The sequence below is a fragment of the Streptomyces sp. NBC_00461 genome (genome assembly GCF_036013935.1).
Lineage (GTDB): Bacteria > Actinomycetota > Actinomycetes > Streptomycetales > Streptomycetaceae > Streptomyces.
In genome coordinates this window covers 10,362,493-10,374,860 of record NZ_CP107902.1, presented here as the reverse complement: position 1 = coordinate 10,374,860, position 12,368 = coordinate 10,362,493, and the positions used below count along the sequence as shown (strand labels likewise).

Here is a 12,368-nt window from a genome sequence, read left to right as displayed (position 1 = left end):
GCGCGCTGGGCCAACGAAAAAGCCGGCGCGTTGCGCCGGCTGTGCCGCCCGCTCCGCGGGCGCAGGCGTGGCAAGCCACGCCATGTCAGTTTCCGCTTCGCTCCAACTGACATGCAATAGGCCCGCGTTGCGGTCCTGTTCCGGCGGCAAGCCGCCGGTCGAGCCGCTTCGCGCCTCGACACAGGTCCGCTTCGCTCCCCTGCTGAAAGGCTCGCTAACGCGAGCCTAGCTGGCTGCAAAGGTGAGGTGTGCGGTGCCTGACTTCCTTTCTTTCCCGGGTACTTGACATATCATCACGAATTCCTGACGGCCCGTAATTTTTGAGGGCCTATTGTCCCATACTGCTGGTGGCGCGATGGGGGTCTTCGGGGTTCATGTGCAGAGGCCGTCATGTATGCGGCACGCTCGGTTGTAGCGTGTGATGGCCTCGCAACTCGCAACTTGAGGCCTTGCATCATAATTTCTCTGTAGAGACTCTACCCTGAGGGCTCACTGCCCCCGTAGATCGAAAGGCGGGATCTCATGCCGAGGAAGCAGCGGCTCCGTCCTCATCAGGTCGAGGCAGTTGACGCGGTGGTCCGCGCGCTCGGGTCTCCGGCGAGCGGAGAGCTCGCAGACACGGCGGTGCGTGCGCAGGTCATTGCACCTCCGGGGGCTGGCAAGAGCCTGATCGCAGTCTATGCGGCGCAGGGGCTGCGTGCCGAACGGGTGTTGGTTCTGGTGCCCACGCTCGACCTGCTGGGTCAGATGGTGGGTGTATGGCGTGCCGGCGGGCGTGGCGGCCGGTTATTCGGGGTGTGCTCTGAGCGCGAGAAGGCCGCTGTGGGGGTGCGGTGCACCACGGATGCGGGTGAGTTGGCGGGGTGGCTCGCGGGTGAGGGCCGGGTGACGGTGTTCGCCACGTATGCGGCGGCGGGCCTGGGTGTGCTGGAGCGTGCACATGCGGCCGGTGCCGGGCGTTGGGATCTGATGGTGGTGGATGAGGCGCACCGGACGGCGGGGGGGTTGGGGAAGCCGTGGGCGGTGGTGCATGACGATCGGCGGCTGCCGGCGGTGCGGCGGTTGTACATGACGGCGACTCCGCGGTTGTGGGAGTTGCCCGGGCTGGAGGGGGCAACCGGTGGGGCGGGGCAGCTGGTGGCGTCGATGGACGATGAGGAGATCTTCGGGCCGGTGGTGTACCGGTTGACGATGTCGGAGGCGATCGAGCGGGGGTTGATCGCGCAGTACCAGGTGGTCTGCGTGGATATTGCTGATCCGCAGCTGTCGGCGGTGCGGTTGGTGGGCGCGGAGGCGTTCACGGATGAGGTGCGGGGGGTGCGGTTGGCGGCCTTGCAGACGGCGGTTTTGAAGACTGCTGCGGAGCACCGGCTGCGGCGGGTGCTGACGTTTCATCACCGTACGAATGAGGCGGAGGCTTTCGCCGGCGGGCTGGGGCGGGTGGCCGCGGCGTTGTGGGAGGCCGATGCGGGATCGTTCGCGGAGCCGGATGCGGTGTGGGCCGACTGGCTGTGCGGGGAGCATCGGGCGGTACACCGGCGGCAGGTGCTGGAGACCTTTTCCGCGGGGCTGGTCGAGGATGCCGTGATGGAGCTGTGCGTGCTGTCGTCGGCGCGTGTGCTCGGCGAGGGGGTCGATACCGCGGCGTGTGATGCGGTGGTGTTCGTGGATGCGCGGGGCTCGACGCCCGATGTGGTGCAGGCGGTGGGCCGGGCGCTGCGGATGCAGCCCGGAGAGGGCAAGGTGGCCTCGCTGGTGGTGCCGGTGTTCCTGGAGCTGGGTGAGGAACCGGACGAGATGCTGGCCTCGCGGTCGTATACGCATCTGGTGAAGGTGCTGACCGCGCTGCGTGCGCATGATGCCGAGGCCGTCGAGCAACTCGCCGTCTCCCAATCTCCCAGCCGGCAGGCTGCCGCGGGCGGGACGGCAGGTGGGGTGGTCAGTGGGGCGGCGCAGGGACTGCTGCGGTTCTCCACGGCCCGGGATCCGGTGCAGTTGGCGGCGTTCATCAGGGCGCGTGTGCTGCGGCCCGAGGGCGAGTACTGGCGGCGGGGGCTGCAGGCCGCGATGGCTTACGCTGCCGATCACGGGCACCTGCGGGTCCCCTACGGGTCTACCGCTCCCGATGGTTTCGCGCTGGGGGTGTGGATCGCCAAGCAGCGCGTCGCCTACCGCCAGGGAACCCTGGCCGAAGAGCGGGTGAAGGAGCTGGATGCGGCCGGGATGGTGTGGTCCCATCTCGAGGTGGCCTTCTCCGAGGGCCTAGCCGCGGCACGCGGCTGGGCAGGGGAACACGGGCACCTCCTCGCCCCCACCGAGGCAACCTGGCAGGGCTACCCCGTGGGGATCTGGCTGCGAGACCAGCGTGCCGCCGCGCGACGAGAACGAGCGGCACAGAACGGGCCTGACGGGGGTCGGGCATCGGGGAAGGCCGACAGCGCGCGGCGGTGGGGGGAACTGGAGAAGATCGACCCTGCCTGGTGCCCCGCCTGGGACATCGCCTGGCAGCGGTGCTTCCACCTTGCCCGCACCCACGTCAACGGCGGTGGAGAACTGCCCGCTGGGCCCGGGGAGCTCGTCGTCCAGGGCGAGGACCTCGGGCGGTGGGCCGGCACCCAGCGCACAGTTGCCGTATGGGACGGCTTGCTGCCAGCGCAGCAGTGGCTGCTCACGCAGGTGCTGCACCTGACGCCGGACGACGATCAGCCTCAGCCAGGCCCTGCCCCGAGCAAGACGCGGGCGCAGATGTGGGCTGCCAACCTCGCCGCCGCCCGCCAGTACCACCAGCGGGAAGGACATCTGAACGTCCCTCGCCAGCACGTGGAAACCGTGGACGGCGACGACCGTGCGCTGGGCGTGTTCATCGCTAACTGCCGGGCCCGCAAGCAACGCCTGGCCTCTGAGCGAGTACGGGAGCTCAGTGCCGTCGGGATGAAGTGGGGGTGAGGGACCGGCGCATGGCGTGCTGGTGACTTGCCTGACAGAATTCCCGCCGCGCGGTTGCAGGAACAGCTTGCCTCCCTCTGGGGCAGCATCCCGTTGCGTTGACCCGGCGCCCGCAAGCGTCTCTCCCTGCGGTCTGGGCCGCTTCAGTACAAGCCCAGCCCGCCTCCGCCTCCACCACCCCCGTCAGAGGCCGCCGACGACGCCCGCCGCTGGGACTCCAAGTACGGCGGCGGGAACTGGAGGGCCAGCTCCGTCACCAGCTGCCTGGAGAAAGAGGCAGCCCCGCTGCTTCAGGACTCCTCCACTGACCAGGTCGGACGCAAGCTGTTCTTCATCACCGTTGAACTGTCCAGCGTGGGCTGGACAGCCTTCGACGTCGGCGAACACGACGTCGCCCAGCGCCACTTCACCCAGGCCCTGCGCATCGCCCGCGTCGGCGGCCGTGCAGCTTCCCGCCGGGGCTTGGTCGCTCGTGTCGCTGTGTCTCGTCGTCCTGCTTGACCCGGGCCATCCGTAAGTCGTAACTTACGTAAGTGGTGACTTACGAGGATGCCTTGTCCGCGCTGGCCGACCCGACCCGGCGGGCCATCTTCGAGCGTCTCGTCGACGGTCCCAAGGCAGTGGGGCAGCTGGCTGAGGGCCTGCCCGTGAGCCGTCCCGCGGTCTCCCAGCACTTGAAGGTGCTCAGGGAGGCCGGGCTGGTCGTGGACCAAGCGGTCGGTACGCGACGCGTGTACCAGCTCAACCCGGCCGGGCTGGGTGCTCTGCGCGCCTGGCTCGACCTGTTCTGGGATCAGGCACTGGCCGCTTTCACCGCGGCCGCCGAGAGCGAAGGACAGCACGAATATGACTGATGGCCCCGTCCGCAAGAGCGTGACCGTCCAGGCACCGATCGAGAAGGCATTCACCGTCTTCACGCAGGGCATGGACAACTGGTGGCCCCGCAGCCACAAGACCGGTGAGGGGGAGCTGAAGCAGGCGGTCCTCGAAGGCAGGGAAGGCGGCCGCTGGTACGAGATCGACACCGACGGCAGCGAGTGCGAGTGGGGCCGGGTGCTGACGTGGAAGCCGCCCACCCTCCTGGTGCTGGCCTGGCAGATCGACGCCACCTGGCGCTTCGACCCGCAGCTGAGCACCGAGGTGGAGATCCGCTTCTTCTCCGAAGGGCCGGATCGCACCCGCGTGGAGCTCGAACACCGTGACCTGGACCGCTTCGGCGAAGCCCAGGACCAGGCCCGTGCCGCGTTCGAATCGCCGGGCGGCTGGCCGCGTCTCCTCGACGCGTTCGCCCAGGAAGCAGCCGCATAGCCGCCAAGGCGGCATGCCCCCGCGGTGCGGTGCCGGACAAGGGCGTGGAATCTGTGGTGCACAGGCCCTCCCGTCTCGATTGACAGCGAGGTCGGGAGGGCCGCTCTGGTGCGCTCGGAGGCGCTCTTGGCCACCGTGAAGGCGGACACCGCGGCTGTCGAACGGCGCCTTGCAGCAGGCGAGTCGACCTGCCCGAAGTGCAGCGCAGTCCTGCGCGAGTGGTGCTGGGGGCGGTGCCGCCGGCTGCGGGCCGGCCGGGTCGGCGGGGTACCAACCATCCGTGGGCGGGGCGTCGTAGAACTTCCAGGACCCGCTGCATCTTGGCCAGGTAGTCCGGGCTCGGTGGAGCCTTCCACGTCGTGGCCATCTGACAGGGCACTTTTGAGCTCGAGAAGGATGCGGCGCAGAGTCTCCCGGCTGATGTGCCGCGACTGCCCTCCGGGCGACAAGGTGCGGCGAGCTTGGCCGGGCTCCGGGTCGGGAACGCGGCGATGCCGCCAGCCGGCGGAGGACGTCCGGTAACCCCGGGTTGCGCTGCGTGATCATCCGCGGATCAGACGAGGCGGTCGTACTCGGGCCGGAGGAGGGCGGCGGGGGTGTTCAACGCCTCACCCTCTGCCCTGCTTCGGTTCGTTCGCGCCCTGAGCCGGTCAACTGGATTGCTTGCCCACTGGTTCGTCTCCCTCCGGCGCCATGGCGCGCAGCCAGGCGCCGGAGATCTCCTCGATCACCTCTTCCGGCGGCATGCTGAAGCCAGCCTGCATGGCCAGCGGCCGTGTCAGGAGATGAACGAGGACGGGCCCGGCCAGAAGCTGGAAGGCCAGGATCGGCTCAATCCGTCGCAGCCGTCCGGCCTGCATTTGGCTGTTCAGGTACCGGGCGAGGTCGGGAAAGCCCCGAGCCATCCCGTGCCTCACGCCCTCACCGACATCCGGGCCTTGCTTGACCAACTCGAACACGATGTGCAGCAGCAGGCCGCCACGTCCTTCCATGGCGTGTGCCATGGCGTGGACCACTGCGGGGATCACATCGCCGGGGTCCGCCTCGGGCATCGCGTCGATGACGTCCGACACGACCGCCCACGGCGAGTAAGCCTTGATCAACTCGTCGAACAGTGCCGCCTTCCCCGGGAACAACCGGTAAACCGTGGCCCGGGAGACCCCGGCGGCGGTGGCCAGATCGTCCATCGACAGCTCTGCCAGTCCGTGCCGGCCCACCTGCTCCAGTGCCGCATCCAGGATCAGCTGCCGTGGCGCAGGTGCCGCTGCGCAGCCGGCCTCGCGCAGCAGCGCCTGGCGGCTGCCGAACAGGCGGTAGAGGGTCCAGAGCCTCGTCCCGCCCCATCTGCTTACTCACCCCGCAGGCTACCGGCGCCGCTCACCCCGCGTCCGGCAAGCCGGGAACGCGATGGGTGTGCAGTCCGGGGCCTGAGGTGCTTGAGGGTGAACTCACGCCGGGCGTAGGGGCTGGCCTGGGGTGTGGCCCGGTCCGCCAGGGAGTCCGCTCCGGGGATGTCTCCGGCGCGGAGTTACGCATCGTCGACGGGGGTGTAGGCCAGTTGACCACCTGCTGACCTAGCGAGGACGTCGATGGCCTCCTCGAAGTACCGTAGGCGGTAGTGGTGCCGATGCCGAAGCCTGCGGCGAGTTGGACGTAAGTACGGCCGGAGCGCAGGTGTACCAGAACGAGAGGGCCTGGCGGCCCGCGCTCCCACGGCGCCATCATGTTCCGCCTTCCTGGCCGCGGGCCCGTAGGCGGGCGGACAGGTAGCGCAGAGTCGAGGCGGACACATCGAGGCCTGACGGGTAGACAAGCACGCGGAAGCTCCTGATGGGCACGTGATCTCGGTCGTGAACCCGTCTATCAGCGGCTTCTTCACGTCCACACACCACCCCTCCAGCCCAACTGACGGCCTCTCCGGTGACATTGGAGAAGGATCACTGTCCACGCCACCCAATCAGTGTTTGTGAAGCGTCAGTAGGATCACGTCATGCCCTCCCCGACAGCCCGCCGCCACCTGCTGTCTACCCTGCTGGTCGTAGCACTGGCCGCATTCGGCTACTACGCCCTGCAGCCCGTCCGAGAAGCTTGTGCGCTCAACTCCGGCCCCTATGGCTCCACCTTCACCCCAAACAACGCCCACGCATCCGGCGATGGTCCTTGCGGTGAAGAGCGCACGAGGTTCCTGACCTGGCTCGGGCGATAGGCACCCCCGACCGGTCGAAGCCGCTGACTTCAGGTTTCCGCTGGTCAGGAGCTGACCAGCAACTGGCCCCGCCACCCTCGCGGATGACCGGGCCAGGTAGAAGAAGCTGCTGACAGGCCGCCCTGGGGGTGGAGCGGGCAGCGACACCCCCAGGGTTGGCCATACGCCTTCGTGACGCCACTGTGGCACACGACGGACCTGCGTCACGATCCATACCGCACAACCGAACTCCGTTGGTACGACGCCAAGTCGCCGGTTGATCAGACAAACAGGCAGTTTTCCTCTGCGTTCGTCGTCACCACCAAGGCCACCTCAGCTCGTTCCCTGCACAGTGCTGTGCTGGCAACGCATCGGTCCTCATATCGCCACCCGACCGGAGAGAGCGCTCTCAACGACCTTGCGCATCAATGGGAACCGATCAACCAACGAATGGATCCCCGACCGCTCCTCGCACATCCTTAAGCGGGCCACCGGGGCAATACCCACTAAAAATAGACACTTCTCCAGCGCTCGATACAGACCGCGGAGGAGCTAGAGGCAAGCCCCCCGCAATTTTGCCTTCACGGAATGGTCACAGTGTGAATTTGAGAGCGTTCTCAGCTTCAAGTGTTGACCACTTGTGGGACTCAGGAGGACAGTGTGGCTCGCGGATGCCGCCGAATCCGCTTCCTCACCAACCCCTCTTGTTTGGAGGCCACTTCGGCATGCCCAAGAAACACATCAGGAAGCCCCGCCATCGCTCTGTGGCCGTGATCGGCTCGCTGGCCGGCCTCGCCCTGCTCGGCTTCGGCCTGTACGGACTCGCCGACGCCTCGGTGGCCAAGCCGTCCGGCGGTTGGCACAAGGTATGGAGCGACGACTTTTCCGGCGCAGCCGGCACGCTCCCCTCCAGCAAGAACTGGATCATGGATACCGGCACCAGCTACCCCGGCGGCGCCGCCAACTTTGGTACCGGCGAGGTCCAGACGTACACAAAGGACACCGCCAACCTGCAGCAGGACGGCTCTGGCCACCTGAAGATCACCCCGCTCCGCAACGCCACGGGCAAGTGGACCTCGGCCCGCATCGAGACCAAGCGCAGCAACTTCGAACCACCGGCCCACGGCAATCTGCGCATCCAGGCCCGCATCCAGCTGCCGAACGTCACCGGAGCGGCCGCGGATGGATATTGGCCCGCCTTCTGGACACTGGGCGCCCCTTTCCGGGGCAACTACAAGAACTGGCCGGGCATTGGCGAGTTCGACGTGATGGAGAACGCCGCCGGCCAGAACAAGGTGTCAGGAACACTGCACTGCGGCACCGACCCCGGCGGGCCCTGCAACGAGACGCAGGGCTTGGGTGACAGCCGTGCCTGCCCGACGACCGCCTGCGCCGGCCACTTCCACACCTACACCTTCGAATGGGACCGCAGCAGCAGCCCCCAGCAGCTGCGCTGGTACGTCGACGGCGTGCGATACCACACCGTCTCCTCCGACCAGGTCGACGCGGCCACCTGGGACGCGGCCACCGGCCACGGGCACTTCATCCTGCTCAACGTCGCCATGGGCGGCGCTTTCCCAGACCCGGTCGCCGGACACGCGACACCCAGCTCCACCACCCGCCCCGGCGTCCCCATGAAGGTGGACTACGTCGCCGTCTACAGCTCCCGCGGCTCTGCCTCCAGCGCTCCCAGCCCGGGTAACTCGTAGGCCGAGGCAGGGCACGTAGAAGCCAGGATTCCGTGACGATGAGAATGTCTCGGCCGCCTGACCGTCGGTGCCCGGCGGCAGTGACCCTGCCGCCGACTTCGCGCAGCCGGGCGGCGGTACGAAAGCGTCCTCGGCCCGGACCGCGCAGAACCGATGTCCAGGCGTGCGGGCGCTCTCCGGGGAGGCGAGGAAGGAACGGCCGGCCGGAGGTAACTGTCTGCGCTGTGGTCGCGTCCGTGGCTTTCCCTCGCCGCCCCGGCACCTCACCAGATCAGCGAAAGGAGACGGTGCGCATGCCGCCGCCTGACATGCCATCGGGTGCCCAGGGGCCCGGCTGCGCTCGCCCGAGCATGACCCTGGCCAGCCACCCGGGCGCCCTGTGCGAGATCCCCGCTCGAGTCCCAGGTGCTGCTCTTCGATTGGTACGGCACCCTCGCGGGCAGCACCGGGTGAACTTCGGAGCACTCAGACGCGCGTTGCGCGCACATGGCAGCAATCTGTCGCGGGAGTGGTTTCTGGCGCGGACCGGGATGTCGGCAGTGGAGATGGTGGCGCACGTGGCTGAGGAGACCCGTTGGCCCATCGATGTGATGGCCGTGGTCAGCGAACGGGATGCGTACTACCTGACGCATGTCGCCCGGGTCCGCCCGGTGCCCGACGTTCTCGCTCTGGCGAGGGCCCAGCAGGGGGTCAGGCGCCTGGCCCTGGTCACCGGAGGAGGGCGGGCCACTGTGCTGCCCACCATCGGACACCTCGGCATGCAAGAGCTCTTCACCACCCTGGTCACCCGCGAGGACGCCCCCGGGGCAAGCCCTTCCCCGATCTCTACGGCGTCGCGCTCCAGCGCCTGGGCGTTCCGGCAAGGACCCTATCCAGATGGGATGTTCGTCCTGCCGTACCAAGGAATACTGACCGGCGCCCGGTATACATCCGGGCCGCCTTCCGACATCCCGGTCGGCATCCGATGAGACGCATGCCCCGCCGGGGCGATCGTGCGAGGCTGGCAGATCGACCCGTTCGAGGCAGCCGCCCACCTGCTCACCCTGGCGGGAACCTGCGGGCCGTTGAGCCTTGCACCGGTTGCCACAGTCTCCACCCAGTGAACGTCCGCTGGTCACGGCAGGCGCTGACCGAGCCCGCCTTCACCCGGCGCTACTGAACTGACGCATCGACGATCAGCGCAGCGCCCGCACGACACAGGCGCCCGGTACTACCTCGACGCGCGTGCCGGCACCGTGGTGCTGATCAACACTGCATCTGCACCGCACCCACCCGTGACCCATCACCGGTGCCTCCGTGCCGCCGTTCGGCATGCATGCAATCAGAAGCGGGCGTCAAGACGCCGGAGTCCCACCACCAGCGCACACAGGAGGCGCCAATGAGCTCACGGAGAGCGATCACCCCGTCCGAACCCACTGTTCCATCTGCGCGCTCCCGCCCTGCGGGACCACGGACAGTGCGGGCTTCCCCGTCCCAGGCGGCCGATGCGCAACCGCAGGACGGCGCGGTGGTGGACAGTCCACCGTCCCCGGCCGGGTCTTCGGGCGCACGGCGCAGTCGACGCCGGTGGCAGGAGGTGCTGGTGCTGTGCGGCATGGTGTTGATCCTTGCGCTGGGGATCAAGACCTTCTTCGTGCAGGCGTTCTCCATCCCCTCGTCCTCGATGCAGAACACTCTGCAGCCGGGCGACCGGGTCCTGGTGGACAAGCTCACCCCCTGGTTCGGAGCCACCCCGAAACGCGGTGAGGTCGTCGTCTTCCGAGACCCCGGGGGCTGGTTGACCGAGCCGACACACCAGACGCGCAACCCTGCCCTGCGCTTCCTGAACAGCACGCTCAGCTTCGTTGGCCTGATGCCTTCTGCGAATGAAAAAGACCTCATCAAGCGGGTGATCGCGGTCGGCGGGGACACCGTGGAGTGCCGTCGCGGAAGCCCAGTGAAGGTGAACGGCATCCCGCTGAAGGAGCCATACATCTTCCGGGGCGCGACCCCGTGCGACGACCTTCCGGCAGGCACCGTCAAGGTGCCCCCGGACCACCTGTGGGTCATGGGCGACCACCGCAACGACTCCTGGGACTCCCGCGCCCACGTCCACGAACCCGAGGGCGGCTTCGTCCCCGTGGACCACGTGATCGGCCGCGCCTTCGCGGTGGTCTGGCCAATCCCACGCTGGGCCGCCCTGCCCGCGATCGAAGAACACTGGAAATGAAACCCACAGAGCCAAACTGCGGGGCTTGCCCACTCCCCGCGCTTGCGCCGACTTCTCCAACCGGACGGGCGCCCCACCAGTTTGATGCACGTCACAGCGGAGGCTCTGCGACGCCGGCTCCGCACCTGCGACCTTCCGTCCTGGATGTGTCCCGCTGGAGTGCTGCACACCCGGCATCATCCGCCGGACGGGGAGCGCCCATTTAGGCTGGCCCATGTACGAGACCGCCGAGGCCTGACCAGGTCAAGGCCCGGCGACAGTCGCCGAGTGGTCTCGCAGGCCGGGGCCGTGCCACTGGTGGAGACAGTCTGCACAACCGTCCCCTACTCGGCTCGGGCAACACCTCGGCTCCGTCCCATCTGGGACGGAGCGGCTGCAGACAACCCGCCCCAGCGCTGGGGTGCCGCGGTCCACACGGGATCGCTGGCCTGTTTCCGCTCCCCCCAGCCACCGCTTCAACCAGCACCAGTCTGCGGCCCGCTGACGTGTCAAAGCCCACGGTCGTGCTGGTCCCCCGAAGACAGGCCATGGGCGACACCGCAGGGTCGTCGACGGACCGCCGGAACCGATCACCGAGGCAGTTCATGCTGTTTGCTCGGCGAACGCTTCGGCAAGGAACTGGCTCGCGGTCGCGAACGAGCGGTGGTCGGCGCGTTCGTCGTGGGCCACGCCGGGCGTTGCGCCGGGCTGGGCGTGCCGGTGGGTGAAGCCGTGCAGGGCGCCGCCGTACATGATGAGCTGCCAGTCCGCGTGCGCCTCCTCCATCTCCTGAATGAACGCCGCAACGTCCGCTTGTGGCACGTGGGGATCTGAAGCGCCGTGGCAGGCAAGGATCTTGGCGCGGACGATGTGCGGCTGTGCCGGAGCCGGTGTCGCGAGGCTGCCGTGGATGCTGACGGCGCCTGCGATCTCCTCCCCGGACCGGGCCAGCGTCAAAGCGGCCATTCCTCCGAAGCAGACCGACTGCGGCGAAGCGTCCGTCGGTGTCCGGGCAGTCCCTGAGCGCGTCCAGCCCAGCCCTGGCGCGCCCGGCCAACGTGGCGGGGTTGTCGCGCAGGGCTGTCACACAGTTCATGATCCGCTGGCGGTCACCGGCCACGCCGTCGCCGTACATATCGCAGGCCAGCACAACGTAGCCGAGTGTCGCCCAGCGTTGCGCCTGGTCGCGTGCGTGGTCGTCCAGACCCGCGCCGCCGTGGATGAGCAGGATGCCAGGTCGCGGCTTCTCCCATGCCTCATCGCGGATACAGCACTCCCGTCAGGTAAATCTCTGCGTCCTGGTAGGCCAAGGTGCGGCCGGTCAGCGGCATTGGGCTCTCCTAGAGATCTTTAACGGTGCGGGTTACGGCGGTTGGATGTGCCTGAGCGCCTCGACGGCGCGGGTGAGGCGGTTGGTCTTGGCGTCGAGTGGCGGCTCTGTGCGCTGGTATGTCAGTGGCGCCGGTTATGTTGCTGGGCATGACAAGTTGGATCAACTGCGGCGTCATAGCGTGGCTGGAAGAAGAGTGGTGCGTGGACGACGAAAGTGTCCTGGTCTACTTCAAGGGGACCGGCCTGGCCACCATGGCCGATGGCTTGTCCGCGCACGACCGGCCGCCGTTCGCCTACGGCAACGGCACGGCACCCGGTGACTGGGGCGTGATCGTTCACCACATGTTCAACCCGTCCCGTGGCGACTTCGACGAGATCGACTACCGCGAACTGTGCCCCCAGGGCGCTGAGCTGATGGTGTTCGTTCCCAACCCGTCCATTGCCCAGGCCCACCGGCCCAAGGCGTACCACTACAAGGACGGCCAGATATCGTCCTGCATCGACTACGAAGGCCCCGACTACGTCGGAGACTACTGGCCCAACAAGCTGGCCTCCCTCATCACGGCGGCCGGACTGGACCACGAGAACGAGACCTACGAGGAGCAGCTGACCCAGCTGATCTGTGACCACCTGGGGCTGCCCGCACTGGATCGTGACACCATCACGGTGGACCGCGACCTGGTGGTCTCCTACTTCTAGG

The 12,368-nt window shown here is 67.9% G+C and carries 9 protein-coding genes and 3 pseudogenes; 8 read left to right on the top strand and 4 right to left on the bottom strand.

What is annotated here, in order from left to right; translation table 11 throughout:
- Positions 1–522 precede the first annotated feature (522 nt).
- The 4 genes and pseudogenes from OG870_RS47950 to OG870_RS47935 all read left to right on the top strand — a co-directional run bounded on the left by OG870_RS47950 (position 523) and on the right by OG870_RS47935 (position 4,254).
- A complete protein-coding gene (locus OG870_RS47950) occupies positions 523–2,946 on the top strand; it encodes a DEAD/DEAH box helicase (RefSeq protein WP_266593405.1) in 2,424 nt (807 codons plus the stop codon).
- Positions 2,947–3,132: 186 nt separating this feature from the next.
- Positions 3,133–3,387: pseudogene (locus OG870_RS47945) on the top strand (sporulation protein); the annotation flags it as partial.
- 92 nt (positions 3,388–3,479) lie between these two features.
- Positions 3,480–3,800, top strand: coding sequence for an ArsR/SmtB family transcription factor (locus OG870_RS47940; protein WP_266593403.1), 321 nt, complete (start codon positions 3,480–3,482; stop codon positions 3,798–3,800).
- On the top strand, positions 3,793–4,254 hold the full coding sequence (locus tag OG870_RS47935) for an SRPBCC family protein (RefSeq protein ID WP_266593401.1): 462 nt from the start codon (positions 3,793–3,795) through the stop codon (positions 4,252–4,254). Before OG870_RS47940 ends, OG870_RS47935 begins: the two co-directional genes overlap by 8 nt.
- Positions 4,255–4,904: 650 nt before the next feature.
- Here the strand turns inward: OG870_RS47935 and OG870_RS47930 are convergent.
- Positions 4,905–5,492: a TetR/AcrR family transcriptional regulator gene (locus OG870_RS47930; protein ID WP_266593464.1), complete on the bottom strand. Its 588-nt coding sequence runs from the start codon at positions 5,490–5,492 to the stop codon at positions 4,905–4,907.
- Positions 5,493–5,821: 329 nt separating this feature from the next.
- Positions 5,822–6,071: pseudogene (locus tag OG870_RS47925) on the bottom strand (helix-turn-helix domain-containing protein); the annotation flags it as partial.
- 1,093 nt (positions 6,072–7,164) lie between these two features.
- Between OG870_RS47925 and OG870_RS47920 the strand changes: the two are divergent.
- From OG870_RS47920 to lepB, 3 genes are all read left to right on the top strand, one after another.
- Positions 7,165–8,148: a glycoside hydrolase family 16 protein gene (locus tag OG870_RS47920; RefSeq protein ID WP_405622974.1), complete on the top strand. Its 984-nt coding sequence runs from the start codon at positions 7,165–7,167 to the stop codon at positions 8,146–8,148.
- 557 nt (positions 8,149–8,705) lie between these two features.
- Positions 8,706–9,116 carry an HAD family hydrolase gene (locus OG870_RS47915; RefSeq protein WP_266593399.1) on the top strand — a complete coding sequence of 137 codons (411 nt, stop codon included), beginning with the start codon at positions 8,706–8,708 and terminating at the stop codon, positions 9,114–9,116.
- A gap of 488 nt (positions 9,117–9,604) precedes the next feature.
- On the top strand, positions 9,605–10,357 hold the full coding sequence (lepB, locus tag OG870_RS47910; RefSeq protein ID WP_405626641.1) for a signal peptidase I: 753 nt from the start codon (positions 9,605–9,607) through the stop codon (positions 10,355–10,357).
- A 582-nt stretch (positions 10,358–10,939) separates the two neighbouring features.
- On the opposite strand, the gene OG870_RS47905 is transcribed toward lepB, so the two are convergent.
- Together OG870_RS47905 and OG870_RS48425 are read right to left on the bottom strand one after the other, a co-directional pair.
- A complete protein-coding gene (locus OG870_RS47905; protein WP_266593397.1) occupies positions 10,940–11,302 on the bottom strand; it encodes a dienelactone hydrolase family protein in 363 nt (120 codons plus the stop codon).
- 25 nt (positions 11,303–11,327) lie between these two features.
- A pseudogene (locus OG870_RS48425) lies at positions 11,328–11,603 on the bottom strand (dienelactone hydrolase family protein); the annotation flags it as partial.
- A gap of 212 nt (positions 11,604–11,815) precedes the next feature.
- Between OG870_RS48425 and OG870_RS47900 the strand changes: the two are divergent.
- Positions 11,816–12,367, top strand: coding sequence for a hypothetical protein (locus OG870_RS47900; RefSeq protein ID WP_266593395.1), 552 nt, complete (start codon positions 11,816–11,818; stop codon positions 12,365–12,367).
- The last annotated feature ends 1 nt before the right edge of the window (position 12,368 follow it).